The organism is Brevundimonas sp. Leaf280 (genome assembly GCF_001422455.1).
GTDB lineage: Bacteria > Pseudomonadota > Alphaproteobacteria > Caulobacterales > Caulobacteraceae > Brevundimonas.
In genome coordinates, this window is sequence record NZ_LMNC01000005.1 from 235,992 (window position 1) to 255,322 (window position 19,331).

The window sequence follows — 19,331 nt, forward strand, 5'->3', positions numbered from 1 at the left end:
GCGCCGGAGCCGTGCATGACCGACCAAGCCACCCCCGCCGCCACCGGCAAACCCGCCGGACGTTTCGGCGGCCTCGCTGTCTATGGCGAGCGGCGCGTGTTCATCATGCTGCTGCTGGGGTTTTCGGCGGGCCTGCCGAACCTGCTGATCTTCGACACCCTGTCGGCCTGGCTGCGCGAGAGCGGCCAGACGCTGGAAGTCATCGGCTTCTTCGCCCTGGCCACCCTTTCCTATTCGCTGAAGTTCGTCTGGGCGCCGCTGATCGACCGGACGTCCGTGCCCGGACTGACGCGACTGTTGGGTCATCGCCGCGCCTGGATGCTGGTGACGCAGGCCGTGATCGTGTTCGGCCTGTGGTCGATCTCGACCCTGAACCCCGCCAACGCCCTGATCGCAGTGGCTGGATTCGCCGCACTGGTCGGCTTCTTCGGCGCGACGCAGGACATCGTCATCGACGCCTGGAGGATCGAGGCCGCCGACGACGGCCGGCATGGCGCCATGGCCGCCGCTTATCAGATGGGCTACCGGGTCGCCATGATCGTCGCGGGCGCCGTGCCGCTGGTCCTGGCTGATCTTTATAACTGGAACCTGTCCTACGCCGTGATGGCCGCTCTGATGGGCTTCGGCATCGCCGGCGTTCTGTTCGCCCCGCGTGAAAAGGCCCATTCCATCCGCGCCATCCCGGTCGGTGACGTGCCGTCTCGCCCTGGCTTCGAGGTGATCGAATGGATCGTGCGCCTGGCCGTCATCGGTGTGGCGGCGATGGTGCTGGGGTCAGGCCTGACCGGCCAGTCGGGCCCGCTGAATGCGATGTTTGGACTGTTCGGCCTGGGCGCGGAAGGCAAGGCGGCGGTGGCGTCGGCCCTCTCGGCCAAGCCCGAGGGCGTCTATCTGCAGGTTGGCCTGGTCTTCCTTGGCCTAGCGGTGATGGTGCTGGCGTGTTGGCCCGTGCCTGGCGTGAAGACCCGACCTGGCGCCTATCTGGCAGGGTCGTTCGGCGAACCCGTGGTGGACTTTTACAAGCGGTTCGCGGGGGTCGCCACGCTGATCCTGGCGCTGATCTGCGTCTATCGCCTGGCGGATTTCGTGCTGAACATCATGAACCCCTTCTATCTGGATCTCGGGTTCTCCAAGACGGAACTGGCCGAGGTGCGAAAGGTGTTTGGCGTGGTCATGACCACCCTGGGCGTCTTCGTCGGCGGCTGGTCGGTAGCCAAGCTGGGCCTGATCCGCACCATGGTGATCGGCGCCTTCATGAGCCCGGTGTCGAACCTGGTCTTCGCCTGGCTGGCGACCCAAGGCCCCAGCATCCCGGCCCTGACCGTCGCCATCGGGGTGGACAATGTCGCCACGGGATACGCAGGGACCGCCCTGATCGCCTATATGTCCAGCCTGACGTCGATTGGCTTCACCGCGACGCAATACGCCCTGTTCAGTTCGCTCTATGCGCTCCCGGGCAAGCTTATCGCATCGCAGTCTGGCCGGATCGTCGAGGCGTCGGCGCGGGCTGCGGAGGGGACAGGACCGTTCGCCGGTTTGCGGCCACTGTTCGCGCGATTGCCCGAAGGGTCGTTGGCGGCGGGAGCGGCGACCAGCGGCGTGACGCCGGCGGCGCTCGGCGCGGGCTACGTCGTCTTCTTCCTCTATTCGACGATCATCGGCGTGTTCGCCATCGTTCTGGCGTTCGTGGTGGCCAGCAAGCAAACCGCCTTGCAGGCGCGCCAGAAGGCCGCGTTGGAAGAGGAGGCTGCGATCGCGGCGACCGAGGGCCAGCCGTCCTGAGGCTTCAGCGCTTCAGGAAGCCGCCGATCATGGCGCCCAGGCCGCCCGGCAGCTTGCCCAGCAGGTCGTCGGCGCCGTCGATCTGACCGCCGGGGGTCAGGCGGTCGATGGCTTCGGGCAGAAGACCGGCCAGGGTCTCGCCGGCCTGTTCGGGGGTCACGCCCATCTTGGCGGCGATGTCGGCGATGGGACCGTGGCCCAGGACGGCCGTGATCTGCTCAGGCGAGATATTGGCGTTCGGACCCGTGCCGACCCAAGAGCCGATGACATCGCCCAGGCCCGCCTGACCGAACTTTTCGGCCAGTCCGCCGACGCCGCCCTGACCCTTGAGCAGGTCGCTCAGTCCGCCTGCGGCGTCGTCGCCCAGGCCTTTCACCACATTGTCGAGAAAGCCCATTGTCCATCTCCTGTCTGACGTCGCACCGTAACACCGTCGTGCGACGGATACGAGAAAGGCCCGCCGGTGATCCGACGGGCCTTTGCAGCCTCAGCTTTCGCCGAAACTTAGTTCTTGGCGTCGTTCGCGCCGGTGGTGACGGCCGAACCGGCGGCCGAGACATCACGGCCGGCGCCGGCGATGGTGTTGCAGGCCGACACGGCCAGGGCGGCGGCGACGATGGTCAGAGTGATGATCTTGCGCATGGTGTGAACCCCTTGTTGGTATGGTCAAGCTCCGTCCAAACGCCGACCCTGGGCTTGGGTTGCATCAAGCGACGCCGTATCGAGATTTTGCTTTCGACGTGTCGGATCGCCGCAACGGCGGCGGCATTGATCGCTTGCGCCTAGCGAATGCGACCCCGAAGGTGCGCCCCTGCTTCACGAGGGGTTGTTCATGCGTCGTCTTCTGATCTCTTCCGCCGCCATGATGGCGGTGCTGTCCGCCGCGCCCGCCATGGCCCAAACGCCAGCAGCGCCGCCGGCGGCTGAGATCCAGAGCGAGGATGCGCGGCTGAACGCCTTCTTTGAGCAGGCCTTCCAGGCGCGGATCGCGCTGAGCCCGCAGCAGATGACGTCGCTGGGCATCAAGACCGACTACGACAAGCTGGACGATGTGTCGGACGCCGCCGCCGACCGCGCCCTGGCGCTTCAGGAAGCGCAGCTGGCGCAGATGAAGGCCCAGTTCGATCCGCAGAAGCTGGGGCCGCAGGCGGCGCTGTCGTGGCGGATGTTCGAATATGGCGTCCAGCAGGCGCGACTGTCGAACCAGTGGCGCGACTGGGGCTTTCAGTTCGCCGCCAACGGCAATCCGACCACCAGCCTGCCGGTCTTTCTGATCAACAACCACCGGGTCTCCAGCGTGGCCGACGCCGAGGCCTATGTCGCGCGGATCAAGGCCGCCGAGACGCAGATGGATCAGGTGGCCGACGAACTGCGTCAGCGCGCGGCGGCGGGCGTCGTCTCGCCGCGCTTCGTCTTCGCCCCGTCCATCGCCAACACCCGCAACGTCATCACTGGCGCGCCGTTCGACGATGGCGCGGACAATCCGGTCTGGGCCGACTTCACCAAGAAGGTCGAGGCGCTGGAGACGGATCAGGCGACGAAGGACCGGCTGCTGTCGGAAGCCCGCGCGGCGCTGACCGGACCCTACAAGGCCGGGTTCGAGACCGTGCTGACGGCGCTGGACGAGGTGCAGCCCAAGGCTGACAGCGATGCGGGCGCGTGGCGCCTGCCGCAGGGCGAGGCCTATTACAACGCCCGGCTCCAGCTCTCGACGACCACCGACCTGACCGCCGACCAGATCCATCAGATCGGTCTGGCCGAGGTCGCCCGCATCCAGGCCGAGATGGAGACCATCAAGACCCAGGTCGGCTTCACCGGCTCGCTGCAGGCGTTCTTCACCTTCCTGAAGACGGATCCACGGTTCCAGTATCCGAACACGCCCGAGGGCAAGGAGCAGTATCTGACGGACGCGCGCGGCTTCATCGCCCAGGTGATGGCTGCGGCGCCGCAGTGGTTCTCGACCCTGCCCAAGGCGGCGTTGGAGGTGCGGGCGGTGGAGCCGTTCCGCGAGGCGACGGCCTCGATCGCCTTCTACAACTCGCCCGCGCCGGACGGATCGCGGCCGGGCATCTACTACGTCAATCTGTCGGACATGACCCAGGTGCTGAAGCCCCAGATCGAGGGCATCAGCTATCACGAGGGCGCGCCGGGCCACCATTTCCAGATCGCCTATGCGCAGGAGATCGAGGGCCTGCCGCGCTTCCGCCGGTTCGGCGGCTACGGCGCCTATGCGGAAGGGTGGGGGCTGTACGCCGAACAGTTGGGCAAGGAGATGGGCTTCTATCAGGACCCCTATTCCGACTTCGGCCGGCTCTCGACCGAGCTGTGGCGCGCGGTGCGTCTGGTCACCGACACCGGCCTGCACGCCAAGCGCTGGAGCCGCGAACAGGCGATGGACTATTTCCGCCAGAACTCCCTGCTGTCCGAGCGCGACATAGAAAAGGAGGTCGAGCGCTACATCACCAACCCCGGCCAGGCGACCAGCTACAAGATCGGCGAGCTGAAGATCGAGGAGCTGCGCGACCGGGCCAGGACGGCCTTGGGCGACAAGTTCGACATCAAGGACTTCCACGCGGTCGTATTGGGCTCTGGCTCGGTGCCGCTGGACGTGCTGGAGGATCAGGTGGACAGCTGGATCGCGGCAGGCGGCGGGGCGCCGACGATCTGACTCGGCTCGCCTTTCCGGTCACGGAGCGGTAAAGGGCGCGCGCCATGCCCTTTACCGCAACCGTCCTGACCATGTTTCCCGAGGCCTTTCCGGGCCCGCTCGGCGTGTCGCTGATTGGCACGGCCTGGCGCGAGAAGGGCTTGTGGAGCCTGGAAACGGTTGACATTCGCGCCTTTTCCACAGATACGCGCGGCTTCCTGGACGACACCCCTGCGGGTGGCGGCCCGGGAGCTGTTCTGAAGGCGGACGTGGTGGCTCGGGCGGTCGATAGCCTGCCGGGACCGAAACGGCCGCTTTTGTACATGAGCGCCAGGGGTCGACCCCTGACCCAGGCGCGCGTCAAGGAATGGGCGAAAGCCGACGGGATCGTCGTGCTGTGCGGCCGTTTCGAGGGGGTGGATCAGCGGGTGCTGGACGCACGCGGGTTCGAGGAGGTCTCGGTCGGAGACGCGGTTCTCGCCGGCGGCGAGGCGGCGGCGATGGTCGCGATCGAGGCGTGCGTAAGACTGATCCCCGGCGTGCTCGGCTCAGGCGACAGCCTGTCGTCCGAAAGCTTCGAGGATGGGCTCTTGGAACACCCGCAGTACACGCGACCGCGGACGTTCGAGGGGCTTGAGATACCCGAGGTGCTGCTGTCGGGCGATCACAAGAAGATCGCGGGATGGCGTGGGGCGCAGCGGGAGACGACTACGCGGGAGCGGCGGCCGGACCTCTGGCAGGCGCATCTCGCCAACTCACAGCTAAAGGGCGCAAAGCCCGAGGAGAAATGACATGAACATCGTTCAACAGCTGGACGCCGAAGAAAAAGCCCGCGTCCTGGGCGAACGCAAGATCCCGGAATTCCAGCCCGGCGACACCCTGCGCGTCAACGTGAAGATCAAGGAAGGCGAGCGCGAGCGCGTTCAGGCCTTCGAAGGCGTCTGCATCGCCCGCGACGGCGGCGGCATCAGCGAAACCTTCACGGTCCGCAAGATCTCGTTCGGTGAAGGCGTCGAGCGCCGCTTCCCCATCCTGTCGCCGAACATCGAGTCGATCGAAGTGAAGCGCCGCGGCGTCGTGCGTCGCGCCAAGCTCTATTATCTGCGCGATCGTCGCGGCAAGTCGGCCCGTATCGCCGAGCGCCAGACTGTCCGTCCCGCCAAGGGCGTCGTCGTTCCGGAAACCGGTTCGGCCGCCAAGACCGAAGAAGCCTAGTTTCAGGTTAGATGATCAAATGACGAAGGCCCCGGCGGTGACGCCGGGGCCTTTTTCTATTCCGTCAGTCCGGAATTACTGCGGGAACAGCGGATTGGCCGCGTCGCGCTGGCCTTCCAGGCTGTGTTTCAGGGCTTCCATCTGCTCATGCTCGGTCTTCACCGCCGCATAGGCGCGCCGGATCGTCTCGCGCGTCGTGGCGGAAATGCCGGTGTCTTCCAACGCCTTTTCATATTTGTTGGCGATGAACCCCTCGCCTGAGTTGATCGAGCCGACGACGGAATCGTCGTTGCGCAGCAGGGCGTGTTTCACATCCAGAAATGCGCGGTGGGCCTTGGCCAGGATCGATCCATCGGATTCCGGATCGCCGCCCAGACCGCGCACGGCGGCCGACAGATCGTCGACGACCTGCTGGCGTTCGCTGCTGCGGCGCTCGAACAGGGTGCGGTAGTGCGGGTCTTGCGTCTGTTCGGCTGCTTCGCGATAGCCGTCCGCGCTGTCCAGCGTCGTTTCGATCAGGCCGTTCAGAACCTTGATGTCGTGGGCGTTGGGGTTGCTCATCTCGTCCATTCCTTCCGCTGTTGCGGTCAAACGGCGAAATGGCCCGGCGCGGCGAAGGTTGCCGCCTGCGACATCAAAGTTTGGTGCGAAGCGACCACAGTTCGGGGAAGCAGCGCTTGCTCAGGGTCGAGGCCAGATAGGCGGCGCCTTCCGTTCCGCCCGTGCCGCGACGCCGACCGATGATGCGTTCGACCGTAACGACATGCTTGTGCCGCCAGGTCAGCAGGGCGTCGTCCAGATCAACCAGCTTCTCGGCCAGCTGATACAGGACCCACCACCGTTCCGTGTCGCGATAGACCTCCAGCCAGGCCGCCTCGACGGCTTCGGACGGCTCATAGGGCTTGGTCACGTCGCGGTTCAGCACCTCGGCGGGCACCGGCAGACCGGCCTTTGCCAGTTGGGCCAGGGCGTCATCGTAAAGGCTAGGCGCCGCAATGGCGGCCTGAAGCGCGGCCAAGGCCTCAGGGCGGTCTTCGTGGAACTTCAGGAAGCTGGCGTCCTTCAGGCCCAGCATGACCTCGAAACGTCGGAACTGGTCGCTCTGGAAGCCGGACGATGACCCCAACGACCCTCGGAACCGCAGATAGTCCGACGGCGTCATCGTCGACAGAATGTCCCAACTGTGGGTCATCACCGCCTGGATGCGGGAGACACGCGCCAGGCTCTTGTAGGCCGGGACCAGGTCGCCGGCGCGCACCATCGACTGGGCCAGGGCCGTCTCATGCAGGATTTGCTTGAGCCACAGTTCCTTGGTCTGATGGATGACGACGAACAGCATCTCGTCGTGCTGGTCCGACAGCGGGTGCTGGGTCGAAAGCAGGTCGTCCAACGCCAGATAGCCGGCGTAGGTGATGTCGCTGGATTGGGTCATGCCCGCCTATCGCCCGCGATGGCGGGCGGTGCAAGCTTAGTGCTGGCCCTTAATGCTGGCCTTGGGCCGAGACGTTGGCGGCGATCTGACGGCCGGCGTCGAAGGCATCGCGGGCGCCTTTGTAGATGAAGCCGTAGGTCGGATAGACCGTCGTGCCTAGGTCGTTGATCGGATTGTACCAGACCTTGACCTGCGACCAGTCGTTGGAGGGCGAGACGTCGACGACGGTGACGTTTTCTTCAACCTTGCCGCGGCTGCCGCCCCAGTTGGCGTGGGTCACGCGCACGACGCGGTCGGTCAGGATGTCGGAGACGACGGCGACGTGGCCACGGCTCATGCGGCCCTCGGGGCGGAAGACCAGAACCGAGCCGGTTTCCGGGGCCTTGCCGGTGCGGAAGTTGGCGGCGGCTTGGCGCCACCAGGTCCAGGCGTCGCCGAAGATGTTGATGCCAGAGAACATGCGCGCGAAGGTCACGCACTGCCAGTAGGGCTCATCAGCCTTTGCGGTGGAGGGGACGGCGCCCAGCGCAAAAAAACCGAGTGTCGCCGCAACCGCGGCGGCTTTGAGCCGTTTCGTCATGCTGGGGTATCCCGACCCGCCTTTGGAAGCGCCCTTTAGGCCACGGGATCACGCCCTGTCGCAAGTTGTTTCGGCATATCGCCGTGCTTCATATTTCCTTCTGAAACCTTGTTGTGACGCTTGGCGCGCTTGTCGGCGATGTCTCTCAGAGCCTTACGCGCCGGGCGTTCGACGAGATGATAGGAGACGGCCGCGACAACCGGCAGAAGGGCCAGGATCGCCAACCACACGAAAATTTGAAGCTGCTTGTCGGGCGCGTCGAACAGTTTGGCGGCCAGACCGACCGCCAGAAGCTTCCACGGCACACAGACCATATAGACCGAATAGCTGATCTCGCCGAGGTAGACCGCAGGCTTTGACGCCAGCCATCCGGCGCGCGCGTTGGGCAGCGAGGCCAGCGACAGGATCAGGGCGCCGGCCAGCAGAACCGTGACGCCGTCCCATAGTCCGAGCGCGGCGCTGAGCACCATCAGGCCGAACGAGACGGCGGCGCACATCCACGGCGCCTTCAACGGCGCGCGGCGATAAACGAGATAGAGAGCGCAGCCCAAGGCGAAGCACGGCACGATCCTCAGCGCGCCCCAGCGGATCGTCGCCTCGGTCAAGGCGAACCCGGCCAGTTGCTCGAACGCGAAATAGAGGATGACGAGGAAGGCTGCGGCCCCGACCACCGCCGCGATCGGCCGATGACGCAGGCGCCAGAAGACGAAGGCGAACAGCGGGAAGCAGAGGTAGGCGAACCACTCCGCAGAGATGGACCAGGACGGATGGTTCCAGCCCGCGACCGGCGCCAGCCCCCAGGCGTGGACCATGAAGAGGTTGGCGGGCAGCGACGCCCAGCTCAGCACATTGGCGTCCACGCTCATGCCGGCGAAAAGGGCGGCCGCCGCCAGCAGCCCCACGCCGATCAGCGTGGCGATATGCAGCGGATAGACACGCGCGATCCGCGCCCACAGGAAGCCGCGATACGAGAACCGCTTTTCGCCCGCCGCCGCCAGATAGACGTGGCTGAGGATGAAGCCGGACAGGACGAAGAACAGCTCGACCCCCAAGTAGCCCTTGGAGACCAAGCCCGACTGGCCGGCGCCCGCCAGGTTTTCCCAGAAGCTGTAGACGGCGACCCACATGGCGGCGCCGAAGCGCAGGGCGGTGATGGGGCGAAGATCGGCGGGCGTCTGGACGGGGGTCATGGTCTCACCTTGGCACGTCAGCCTTTTCGAACCGTGAAGGCCCGCAAAGGTTGTGCCCACCCTAACTATCCGGCCCAGACGCCATGGAAGCCGGCCGGCAGGGCCACGTCCGCCTGCCAGGTCGCGACCGGGCCGTCCTCGATCCGCGCCACGTCGAAGACGTGCAGTTCCGTCCGCCCATCCTTCAGATTGACCGACGGTCCGACCAGCCAGGCGTCCCGTTCCGCCGTCGCGCCGGGCTTGGGCACGAAGACCGCCTCCTCGACCACCTGATGCACGCCGAATTCGAAGGCGTGCGAGCGACCGCTGTCCCAGTCGTGGACCGCCAGTCCCGTCGGCAGGGGCCGGCCGCGAGTCTCGCCGGAGGTATGGGCGGTCAGGCTGCGCTTCAGTCCTGCACGACGCGGGTCCGCTTTCGGGAATTCGCCGACGACATCGCTGTAGGTCATGTCGGCGCGTCCATCCGGCCGCAGGGTGATCAGCGCCAGTTTCGCCGGATCGCCCGGAACGACCCCATGCCCGTCCACCAGAACCCGCGCGCCATCGACCGCGAAGCGCGGATCGCCGCTGGCCGCGACATCGAAGCGGATCGTGCCGTCGCGCTCGGCCCAGGCGTCGCCCAGGTGGAAGTGGAAGAAGCCCGGCAACTCATAAAGGCGGCGCTTCGACAGGTCGTCCTTGTCCAGCACAAGGACCTGCGTCCCCATCTCGGGTCGCCAGGTCAGGCCTGCGGTCACCGGCATGGCGTGGGTCGCGAACACCCAGGGCTGGAGCACCAGGATCACGTGCCGGGCGGTGGCGGTGAAGTCGTGCATATAGCTGGCGCGCGGCAGGGGCACGACCTGCGCGTCGCTCAGGCTACGGTCAGCGCGCAGATGCCAGATGACGGCCTGATCGCCCGCCGAACCCACGTTCCAGATCGAGCCGTCGGGGGCGTAGCGCGGGTGGGCTTGGAACGGCATGCCTTTCAGGTCATCGCGCAGGGTGACGAAGTTGCGGGTCGACAGGTCCGACGCCGACAGGGCCAGCGGCGATCCCGCCTCCCACAGCGCCCAGACCTGATCGCCGGCGACCATGACGGCGGTGTTGGCCGCGTTGGCGTCGTCGTTCGAGCCAATGCGGGCGCGGTCGTCGCCCTTGGTGCCGAAGCCCGGCGTGACCACGGCGCCCAATTCCGTTTCGGTGCGGCGCTTGGGCGTGTCGGCGAACCGCGCCTCCAGCGTCGCCTGGCCGTCCTGGATGCGGAAGGCGCGCATCATGCCGTCGCCGTCAAACCAGTGAGTCGCCGACCCGCCTGGCCGCCGGAACTTGGCCGGTCCGTTGCGATACAACGCGCCCTGCAACCCCGCCGGCGCCCGGCCGTGGACCAGGCGCATCGTTTGGCGCGCGATGTCGCCTTCGACGTCCTGGGTCGCCAGCGCCCAGTCGGCCTTCGTCGCGGCGACGGCGTCTAGGGCCGCGGCGGCGCGCACCATCTCGGGCGTAGCGACCGCGGCCGAGAGGGCGGCGGCGCCCATCAGGAAAGAACGGCGTGAGGGGGTCATGATCGAGCTCCGGCTTTCGTCGCTTACTTCAGGTCGATCGACTGGGTCGTCGCGCCGGCGGCGGTGAACTTGGCGCGTTCCCATGAAGCCGGTCCCATATTGCCGACGGCGTTGTTGGAGAAGGCGAAGGGCTCGACCGGCATGCCGAAGGGATTGGTGTTCATCTTCCCGTCGCCGTTCAGGTCATGGAAGGCGCGCACCGCATAGTCGCCGTCGGGCAGGCCGTCGAAGGTGACGCTGGTCTGGCCGGCGGCTGCATCCAGCATGGCGACCTGGGCCGGCTGGCCCACGCCGCCGTAGTTGGCCTCGCTATTGAAGACAGCGACCATGATCTGGCCTTGGGGCGCCGCGCTCGGGAAGGCGACGGTCAGGTCGGCGGCGAAGGCGGGCGCGGCCGGCGCCGCAACGGTAAGGGCGGCGGCGAGAGCGAGGACGGGAGCGATGGCGGCGACAGTCTTCATGACGGCGTATCCTGTGTCGGTGAGAGGACCGACGACCGGCCCTCAATGACCGGACCGTGCCGTCGTCCCCCGCCCTTCACCACCGCGCTTGCGGCGATGAACGGCCGCCGTTCGCCAACGACCACCCTCGTTCATTCGCGAAGCGCGAACGAACGCCTTACTTCATTGCCGCCAGCGCGTGGTCCGCGATCAGGGTGTCGGCGATGCCGTGCGGATTGCGGACGTTGTAGTTCTCGGTCGTCACCACCACGACCACGTCCAGATCCGGAACGATCACTACCTTATTGCCGCCGGTCCCAGCCATGCTCCAGGCGGGGTGGGCCACGCCATTGACCTGATAGGTCGGCAGCCAGACCAGATAGCCATAGTCACCTCGGTCGGGATCGACCTTGGAATGTGGGGCGGTCATGGCCTTCGCAAAGGCTTCTGGCAGGACTTCGCGCCCGTCCCAGCGGCCCTGGTTCAGCAACAGTTGGCCCAATGTGAGCAGGTCACGGCTGCGCAGGCCCAGGCCGCCGCCGCCCTGAGCGAGGCCCGTTGGCGAGGTCTGCCACTGCTCGCCCTCGATCCCCAGCGGGTCGAAAAGGGCGTCGCGCGCAAAGGCCTGAAGCGGTTCGCCCGTCGCCGACTGGACCACGGCGCCCAGGGTGGTCACGCCGGCGGTGCAATAGCTGAACGCCCGGCCATAGGGCTGGTCCGCCGGTTTCGGAATCCAGGCCGGAAAGCCCCGGATCGGCAGGTCCATGGCGAACTTGACCCAGTCCTCGATCAAATACATCCGCTCCTCGTTGCCACGCGAGAAGGAATTGTCGTCGTCGCATTCCAGCAGCGAGCTCATGGTCAGCAGGTCCTCGACCGTGATCGCCGCCTTGCGCGGATCGGGATTGTCGAATGGGCCGTGGTCCGAAACGAAGGGCAGGACCGGGGCGTCGACGCTGGCGATGTCGCCGCGCGCGATCGCGGCGCCGACCAGCATGGCGGTGACGGTTTTAGTCACGGAGCGGGTGTTGCGTCGGGCCTCGCGGCCCGCTTCATCGAAATAGACTTCATGCACAAGTCGGCCGTGGCGGGCGATGAGGACGCTGGTGATCTTCTGGAAGGTCCCGGCGCGGACGGCGGCGTCCATGGCCGTCAGGCGCTCGGCCGAAACCTGCTGGGTTTCGGGTGTGGAGACCAGCCAGTTCGGCTCGGCCATCACGGGTGCGGGGACAAGCGCGAGCCCGAAGGTCGCAAGAAGCAGATGACGCATGACGGTCCTTGGAGGGGAGAAGACGACCTTGTCCCACGTCGGTTAAGGGGCGTCTTGAACAGGTGAAACCGTAGACTTCAGGCGAACAGGGCGCGATAGCGTGCGGGCGTCAGGCCGTAGAGGACGCCGAACTCGCGCGTCATATGGCTCTGGTCGGCATAGCCCGCGCCTAGGGCCAGTTCGGCCAGATCGCGCCCTCGCACCATCAGGGCCGCCGCCCGATCCGCCCGCGCCCGGCGAATGGCGACGGCGGGCGAACAGCCGAAATGCCGGCGATAGCGGCGGGCCAGAGAGACGGGATGCACTCCGACCATTCGGGCGACCGTCGCCACCTCCAACCCTGGCCGGTCGGTGAGGTCGTGCAATACCTCATGGGCGCGGAGCAGCCACTCCGGCGCCGGATCCTCGTCCAGTTCGCCCGGCGACAGGACCGCGGCCACCAGGTCCAGGGTCAGCCCCTCCATCACGACCGCGTCTCCAGCCGCAAACCGCCCTGCCACCCCGACCAGCCTTCGCGCTGCACCCTCGGCTCGCAGTCCGCGCAGACGCAGGGGATCGCCGCGCCCGGCCCCCTTGGGCGGATCGAAGCTGATCGACAGAAAACGACCACCCGCCACGTCGAAACAGTCGCGGTGTTCGACGCCCGGCGGGTTCCACACCAGGGCGCCGGGGCCGAAGGCGCCGCCCTGAGGCGTCAGGGCATCATGGGCTAGGCTGCGGTATCCGCCGTCCAGGGCCAGAACGAAATGGGCGTCGTCATGAGCGTGTAACTCCACGCCCTCGGGCGGGCGGCTGGCGACCCACAGGCCGACGCGAAAGCCCCCGGCCTCCACCGTCCGCGAAGCCGCGCCGAAGAAGTCACCGGAGGATAGATGTGGTCTAGCCATGAAGCGATCCCCCGCGCGGCGTTTGCGGCCACGCTTGGCATCATGCGCAGGAACCGCGCAAAGAAAAAGGCCCGGAACCTGAGTTCCGGGCCTTGGTTTCTTCGTGCTCGCGACGAGGAGCTAGTCCAGCGTGCGCTTGATCTCTTCGACCGTGAAGCACTCGATGTAGTCGCCTTCCTTGATGTCCTGGAAGCCCTGGAACTGCATGCCGCATTCCTGGCCGGCCGTGACCTCGTTGACCTCGTCCTTGAAGCGCTTGAGCGTGTTGAGCGTGCCCAGCTCCAGCACCACGACGTCGTCGCGGATGATGCGGACGCGCGCGCCCTTGCGGACCACGCCTTCTGACACCCGGCAACCGGCGATCTTGCCGATCTTGGAGATGTCGAACACCTGAAGGACAGCAGCGTTGCCCAAGAAGGTTTCGCGTTGCAGCGGCGCCAGCATGCCGGACAGCACGCCTTTGATGTCGTCCAGCAGGTCGTAGATGATCGAATAGTAGCGGATCTCGACGCCCTCGCGGTCGGCCAGATCGCGCGCCTGTTTCGAGGCGCGGACGTTGAAGCCGAGGATCGGGGCGCCGGCCGACTTGGCCAGGTTGACGTCGCTCTCGGTGATGCCGCCGGCGCCGGAATAGACCGTGCGGGCGCGCACCTCGTCGGTGCTCATCTTGTCCAGCGAACCCATGATGGCTTCGGCCGAACCCTGCACGTCCGCCTTGATGACGACCGGCAGTTCCGAGGCCTTCTTGGAGCCCAGCTTGGCCATCATGTCGACCAGCGAGACTGAGCCGCCCGAAACCTGGGCCTTCTCGCGCTTCACCCGCTGACGGTATTCGGTCAGCTCGCGGGCGCGGGCTTCGGATTCCACCACGGCGAAGACGTCGCCCGGCGAGGGCGCCTCGTCCAGGCCGAGGATTTCGACCGGGACCGACGGACCGGCTTCGGTCAGCTGCTCGTTGCGCTCGTTCAGCAGGGCGCGAACCTTGCCCCACGACCCGCCGGCGACGACGATGTCGCCGCGCTTCAGCGTGCCGCGCTTGACCAGGACGGTGCCGACCGGACCGCGACCCTTGTCCAGCTTGGCCTCGATGACCACGCCCTCGGCCGAGCGATCGGCGTTGGCGCGCAGGTCCATGACCTCGGCCTGGATCAGGATGGCTTCCAGCAGGCCGTCGAGGTTCATCCGCTCCTTGGCCGAGACCTCGATGATCTGGGTCTCGCCGCCCAGGCTTTCGGCGATGACTTCGTATTGCAGCAGCTCGTTGACGACCTTCTGCGACGTCGCGCCGGGCTTATCCATCTTGTTGACCGCCACGATCAGGGGCGCGTTGGCCGCCTTGGCGTGTTGGATGGCTTCGATGGTCTGCGGCATGACGCCGTCGTCGGCGGCCACGACCAGCACCACGATGTCGGTCACATTGGCGCCGCGCGCCCGCATGGCCGAGAAGGCGGCGTGGCCCGGGGTGTCCAGGAAGGTGACCTTCTGGTCGTCCGGCAGGCGAACCTGATAGGCGCCGATGTGCTGGGTGATGCCGCCGGCTTCGCCGCCTGCGACGTCGGTCGTGCGCAGGGCGTCAAGCAGCGAGGTCTTGCCGTGGTCGACGTGGCCCATGATGGCCACGACCGGCGCGCGGGTGTCGGAGGCGTCGGCGTCGTCGGCCTCGCCCAGGAAGCCGGTTTCGATGTCGGATTCCGAGACGCGCTTGACGGCCATGCCGAACTCTTCGGCCACCAGTTCGGCGGTGTCGGAATCGATCACGTCGTTGATCTTCATCATCAGGCCCTGCTTCATCAGGAACTTGATGATGTCGACGCCGCGCACGGCCATCCGGTTGGACAGCTCCTGCACGGTGATGACGTCGGGAATGACGACTTCACGCGGACGGTTGGGCGCATCGGTCGAGCCGCCCTTGCGCTTTTCCTTCTCGCGTTCACGAGCACGACGGACCGAGGCCAGTGAGCGCATCCGCTCGGCGGCGTCGCCGTCGCCGACCACGGACTGGATGGTCATGCGGCCTTCGCGGCGCTTGGGCTCGCCACGCGTACGGCTGACGGCCTTGCCGGCGTCGGAGAAGCGCTTCTCGCGATCGTCGTCACGGCCGGCCGGACGACCGAAGCCGGCGCCGGGCGCTCGGGCGGGACGCAGAACATTGGCCTCGGCCGGCGGGGCGTTCGGAGTCGGACGACCGCCAGGGCCGGTACGCGCGCCGCCGGGACGGGCGGCACCCGGCGCCGGACGCGGATTCAGGGCCGAATAGCGGACGGGCTCGGCCGGCTTGGCGCCTTGCGGGCGTTGACCGCCAGGGCCCGAACGGGCGCCCTGCGGACGGTCGCCTTGGGGGCGATCGCTCTGCGGGCGGTCCGAATAGGCGCGATCACCGCCGCCCATCGCCTGCTCGCGGGCCGAACGGCCGCCGAAGGCCGGACGCTCGGGCGCGGCGCGTTGAGGATTGCCGGGCTTGGGCACGCGCTGGCCGAAGTTGACCACCGGGCGGGCCGGAGCGGCCGGACGGGCGGGCGCAGCCGGGGCCGAAGTCGCAGGCGCCGGGGTCGGCGCGACAGGCGCAGGCGCGGCGGCGACGGGCGCGGCCGGCTTGGGTGCGGGCTTGGCCGGGGCGACAGGCGCAGCCGCTGTCAGCTTGGCGGCTTCGGCGCGTGCGGCTTCTGCGGCGGCCTTGGCGGCGGCGGCCTCGTCGCGAGCGGCCTGGGCGGCGCGTTCGGTGGCGGCGGCCTGTTCGCGGGCTGCGGCGTCTGCGGCGGCCTTGGCGGCGGCGGCGGCGTCAGCCTTGGCGGCGTTCGCTTGTGTGGCCAGGGCGATGGCGCGACGGCGGGCTTCCTGCTCCTCGGCCGAGAGGGCGCCGCCCGCGGGTTGCGACGGACGCGGACCTTGCGGACGCGGCGCCTGGGCGGCCTGTTGAGGACGCGCGACGTCGAAGCCCTGCGGACGTTGCGGTCCGCCGGCGCCGGCGCGGCGCTTGGTCTCGACCACCACCGTCTTGGATCGGCCATGGCTGAAGCTCTGCTTCACGGTGCCGGTCGGCACCGATCCCACAACGCGCGGCTTCAGGCTCAGCGGAGCGCGCGGCCCCGTCTGGGACGGCGTGCCGCCCGTGTTGCCCTGGCCTTGGTTGGTCTTGTCGTTTTCGTCGCTCATCCGGTCGCTTTACTCGGGGCGGAAAGGCCCGCCGTCCTCATCTAATACCCATGAACGACCGTGAGCCCGTCTCCGCCCTTGGAGACAGGCCCTCGGCCGCTAAAATCCTCAGCTCGCCCCTGTAGGGGGTGCTCCCGCCGATCCGTCCTCGACCCTGGAAACGTCCCAGTGAAGGGGGCGAAGCGGCCGAAATCCAGCCAGTCGTTCGACCTCGATGGTCCACCGATCGGCGCGTCCGCCCGCAAGCAGGACGGCGTGTATCGCATTTTCCAGCCCAAGGGCCAAACTCAAATCGTCCGCCGTGAACGCGCCGCAGATCTTGGCGGTCTGATGACGGGCCAGGGCGAGGATCTTTCCGCGCCCGTCGGCCGAGCCATCGGCGGCTTCCAGCACCCAGGCGGCCTTGCCCGCACGCAGGCTCGCCGCGGTTTTCTCGAAGCCGGATATAAGAACGCCTTCGCGCCGGGCAAGACCCAGCTGGTCGAGACAGCGCCTTGCCAGCAGCCGTTCGACGACATCGGCCAGGTCGGCCGGGGCGGTCAATTTGGTCTTGGCCGCGCGGGTGAAGCCGTTCTTCTTGACCGCCGCCTCGACCGAGGCGCGGCTGGCTTCGACCCACAGGCCGCGTCCGGGCAGTTTCCTGCCCAGGTCGGGGACCACCTGGCTATCGGGCCCGGCGACGAAACGGATCAGGCGAGATTCGTCCATGACCTCGTGAGAGACGAGGTCCCGGCGTTCTCTATCGATCGTTGCGTCGCGCAAGCTCATATGTGGCCAGGTCTCCCATCACGCGTTCGACGGTTCGGCGTCGGACTCTTTGCCCTCGGCCGCGTCGTCTTCGGCAGGCGCGTCGCCGAACACCTGGTCCGGATCGTATTCGCCCTCGGCGTAGTCGCCCTCTTCTTCGTACTCTTCCGGCTCGGGCTGCGGCAGTTCCGAAGCGTCGATCCAGCCGGCGGCCACGCGCGCCTGCAGGATCAGCAGCTCGGCGTCTTCTTGCGCCAGGTTGAAGCTTTCCAGCACGCCGGGGACCTTCACCCGCTCGCCGTTCTTGACCTCATAGCCGCCGCGGATTTCGTCGGTGGCCAGGTCGGCCAGATCCTCGACCGTCTTCACGCCGCCTTCGCCCAGGGCGACGGCGATGGGCAGGGTGACGCCCGGCACCTGAAGCACGCCGTCCTCGACGCCCAGTTCGACGCGCTTGGCGTCCAGCTCGGCGGCTTTCTTGTCCAGATATTCGCGGGCGCGGGCCTGAAGCTCTTCAGCGGTCTCTTCGTCGAAGCCTTCGATCTCGGAGACTTCGTACGGATCGACGTAGGCCAGGTCTTCGACCGTGGCGAAGCCTTCGGTGACCAGCAGCTGGGCGATGACTTCGTCGACGTCCAGGGCTTCCTGGAACAGGCCGGTGCGCTCGGCGAACTCGCGCTGACGACGCTCGGAGTCCTGAGCCTCGGTGATGATGTCGATCTGCCAGCCGGTCAGTTGCGAGGCCAGGCGGACGTTCTGGCCGCGACGGCCGATGGCCAGCGACAGCTGCTCGTCCGGCACGACCACTTCGACGCGGCCGGCTTCTTCGTCCAGCACGACCTTGGAGACTTCGGCCGGGGCCAGGGCGTTGACGATGAAGGTCGGCTCATCCGGATTCCACTGGATGATGTCGATCTTCTCGCCCTGCAGCTCGGCGACCACCGCCTGCACGCGCGAGCCGCGCATGCCAACGCAGGCGCCGACGGGGTCGATGGAGCTGTCGTTCGACAGGACGGCCATCTTGGCGCGCGAACCGCTGTCGCGGGCGGCGGCGCGGATCTCGATCACGCCGTCATAAACTTCCGGCACTTCCTGGGCGAACAGCTTGGCCATGAAGCCAGGGTGGGCGCGCGACAGCATGACCTGCGGGCCCTTGGCCTCGGGCCGGACGTCGTAGATGTAGGTGCGGATCCGGTCGCCGATGTTGAACACTTCGCGCGGGATGGACTGGTCGCGGCGCATGACGCCTTCGCCCCGGCCGAGGTCGACGATGGTGTTGCCGTATTCGACGCGCTTGACCGTGCCGTTGACGATCTCGCCGACGCGATCCTTGAACTCTTCGTACTGGTTGGCGCGCTCGGCCTCGCGGACCTTTCCGGTCACGACCTGGCGGGCCATCTGGGTCTGAACGCGACCGAACTCGAACGGCGGCAGGTTCTCGACGTATTCCTTGCCGACCACCGCCTCCGGATCGCGCTTGGAGGCGTCCTTCAGGCGCACCATGGCGCTGTCGTTGAATTCTTCCAGCTCGTCTTCCGGCATCCATTCGTCCTCGACGATGGTGACGTGACGGGTCAGCGACAGCTCGCCGGTCTTGTGGTCGATCTTGGCGCGGATGTCGTGGTGCGCGCCGTAGCGCGACTTTGCGCCCTTCTGGATCGCTTCTTCGATCGCCTCGATGACGATCTCGCGCTCGATGTTCTTCTCGCGGGCCACGGCCTCGGCGATCTGCAGCAGTTCGAGGCGGTTGGCGGAAATACCGGTGACGGCCATCAGGCGTTGTCCTCAGAAGGGGTCGTGGTGTCGGTTGTCAGGTCGGAGGCTTCCCCTTCGGGAAGGCCGTCGTCTTCGGGTTCGCCGCGTGCGGCGCGAATGGCGGCGCCCCGTTTCATCAGGGCGTCGGTCAGGACCAGCTTCGCGTCGCTTAGCCAGTCGAAGGGGATCAGGGCGGTGTCGTCCTCGCCGTCCAGGTCGATCAAAACGTTGCCGTGCTCATAGCCGGCCAGCACGCCCTTGAACCGCTTGCGGCCCTCGATCATCCGGTCCGTTTCCAGACGCGCCTCCTCGCCCTCGAACAGGTCGAAGTCGATGGGACGGGTCAAGGGCCGGTCGATGCCGGGCGACGACACCTCCAGCATATATTCGCCGGGGATGGGGTCGGCGGCGTCGAACACTTCCGACACCGCGCGGCTCAGCTTGGCGCATTGTTCGACCGAGATGTCGTGGTCGGACGGCCGCTCGGCCATGATCTGGAGGCGCTGACGTTTGGAGCCGGTCATCAGGCGCACGCGCACGACGTCCAGGCCCAACGACTCCGCGATGGGGTCGATTAGGTCCAGCAGTTGGCGATCCTGGGCGGTTCTTGCGCGCAAGCGACGACTATCCAAAACAAAAGCGGCGGTCCGTCCGGGCCGCCGCTTGGAACGACGCCGTTGGACGCCGGT

18 protein-coding genes are annotated in these 19,331 nt (G+C 67.2%); 4 read left to right on the top strand and 14 right to left on the bottom strand.

The features are described from left to right. Nucleotides 1–15 precede the first annotated feature (15 nt). Nucleotides 16–1,782, top strand: coding sequence for a permease (locus ASF31_RS10910; protein ID WP_055754661.1), 1,767 nt, complete (start codon nucleotides 16–18; stop codon nucleotides 1,780–1,782). 4 nt (nucleotides 1,783–1,786) lie between these two features. Here ASF31_RS10910 and ASF31_RS10915 read toward each other — a convergent pair whose 3' ends face one another. After that, nucleotides 1,787–2,179: a YidB family protein gene (locus ASF31_RS10915; protein ID WP_055754662.1), complete on the bottom strand. Its 393-nt coding sequence runs from the start codon at nucleotides 2,177–2,179 to the stop codon at nucleotides 1,787–1,789. A gap of 107 nt (nucleotides 2,180–2,286) precedes the next feature. Next, complete coding sequence (locus ASF31_RS10920) at nucleotides 2,287–2,424, bottom strand: entericidin A/B family lipoprotein (RefSeq protein ID WP_055754663.1); 138 nt, start codon at nucleotides 2,422–2,424, stop codon at nucleotides 2,287–2,289. A 190-nt stretch (nucleotides 2,425–2,614) separates the two neighbouring features. Between ASF31_RS10920 and ASF31_RS10925 the strand changes: the two genes are divergently transcribed. Genes ASF31_RS10925 through rplS form a run of 3 tightly spaced genes read left to right on the top strand, consistent with a single transcriptional unit; the run spans nucleotide 2,615 to nucleotide 5,644 of the window. Next, nucleotides 2,615–4,450 (top strand): DUF885 family protein, encoded by a 1,836-nt coding sequence (locus tag ASF31_RS10925; RefSeq protein WP_055754664.1) that lies wholly within the window; start codon nucleotides 2,615–2,617, stop codon nucleotides 4,448–4,450. Nucleotides 4,451–4,494: 44 nt separating this feature from the next. Beyond that, nucleotides 4,495–5,220, top strand: a complete 726-nt coding sequence (gene trmD / locus ASF31_RS10930) for a tRNA (guanosine(37)-N1)-methyltransferase TrmD (RefSeq protein WP_055754665.1) — start codon at nucleotides 4,495–4,497, stop codon at nucleotides 5,218–5,220. Between the two features lies 1 nt (nucleotide 5,221). After that, on the top strand, nucleotides 5,222–5,644 hold the full coding sequence (gene rplS / locus ASF31_RS10935; protein WP_017505017.1) for a 50S ribosomal protein L19: 423 nt from the start codon (nucleotides 5,222–5,224) through the stop codon (nucleotides 5,642–5,644). Nucleotides 5,645–5,719: 75 nt separating this feature from the next. Here the strand turns inward: rplS and ASF31_RS10940 are convergent, their stop codons facing one another. From ASF31_RS10940 to rimP, 12 genes are all read right to left on the bottom strand, one after another. After that, the gene (locus ASF31_RS10940) at nucleotides 5,720–6,205 is read right to left on the bottom strand and encodes a PA2169 family four-helix-bundle protein (protein ID WP_039247171.1); all 486 of its coding nucleotides are present in this window, start codon (nucleotides 6,203–6,205) and stop codon (nucleotides 5,720–5,722) included. A gap of 73 nt (nucleotides 6,206–6,278) precedes the next feature. Continuing rightward, nucleotides 6,279–7,076, bottom strand: coding sequence for a tryptophan 2,3-dioxygenase (locus tag ASF31_RS10945; protein WP_055754666.1), 798 nt, complete (start codon nucleotides 7,074–7,076; stop codon nucleotides 6,279–6,281). Between the two features lie 49 nt (nucleotides 7,077–7,125). Next, the gene (locus ASF31_RS10950) at nucleotides 7,126–7,656 is read right to left on the bottom strand and encodes a CHAP domain-containing protein (protein WP_055754667.1); all 531 of its coding nucleotides are present in this window, start codon (nucleotides 7,654–7,656) and stop codon (nucleotides 7,126–7,128) included. A gap of 35 nt (nucleotides 7,657–7,691) precedes the next feature. Beyond that, nucleotides 7,692–8,846: an acyltransferase gene (locus ASF31_RS10955; protein ID WP_055754668.1), complete on the bottom strand. Its 1,155-nt coding sequence runs from the start codon at nucleotides 8,844–8,846 to the stop codon at nucleotides 7,692–7,694. 65 nt (nucleotides 8,847–8,911) lie between these two features. Further along, on the bottom strand, nucleotides 8,912–10,390 hold the full coding sequence (locus ASF31_RS10960) for a carotenoid oxygenase family protein (RefSeq protein ID WP_055754669.1): 1,479 nt from the start codon (nucleotides 10,388–10,390) through the stop codon (nucleotides 8,912–8,914). Nucleotides 10,391–10,413: 23 nt separating this feature from the next. Further along, complete coding sequence (locus tag ASF31_RS10965; RefSeq protein WP_055754670.1) at nucleotides 10,414–10,851, bottom strand: DUF2141 domain-containing protein; 438 nt, start codon at nucleotides 10,849–10,851, stop codon at nucleotides 10,414–10,416. Between the two features lie 157 nt (nucleotides 10,852–11,008). Next, nucleotides 11,009–12,100: a serine hydrolase gene (locus tag ASF31_RS10970; RefSeq protein ID WP_055754671.1), complete on the bottom strand. Its 1,092-nt coding sequence runs from the start codon at nucleotides 12,098–12,100 to the stop codon at nucleotides 11,009–11,011. A 77-nt stretch (nucleotides 12,101–12,177) separates the two neighbouring features. After that, a complete protein-coding gene (locus ASF31_RS10975; RefSeq protein WP_055754672.1) occupies nucleotides 12,178–12,987 on the bottom strand; it encodes an AraC family transcriptional regulator in 810 nt (269 codons plus the stop codon). 120 nt (nucleotides 12,988–13,107) lie between these two features. After that, nucleotides 13,108–16,140, bottom strand: coding sequence for a translation initiation factor IF-2 (infB, locus tag ASF31_RS10980; protein ID WP_055754673.1), 3,033 nt, complete (start codon nucleotides 16,138–16,140; stop codon nucleotides 13,108–13,110). Between the two features lie 108 nt (nucleotides 16,141–16,248). Next, complete coding sequence (locus ASF31_RS10985) at nucleotides 16,249–16,908, bottom strand: RNA-binding protein (protein WP_055754674.1); 660 nt, start codon at nucleotides 16,906–16,908, stop codon at nucleotides 16,249–16,251. Between the two features lie 18 nt (nucleotides 16,909–16,926). Then, nucleotides 16,927–18,660 (bottom strand): transcription termination factor NusA, encoded by a 1,734-nt coding sequence (gene nusA / locus ASF31_RS10990; protein ID WP_055754675.1) that lies wholly within the window; start codon nucleotides 18,658–18,660, stop codon nucleotides 16,927–16,929. Further along, a complete protein-coding gene (gene rimP, locus ASF31_RS10995) occupies nucleotides 18,660–19,259 on the bottom strand; it encodes a ribosome maturation factor RimP (RefSeq protein WP_055754676.1) in 600 nt (199 codons plus the stop codon). Before rimP ends, nusA begins: the two co-directional genes overlap by 1 nt. Between the last annotated feature and the right edge of the window lie 72 nt (nucleotides 19,260–19,331).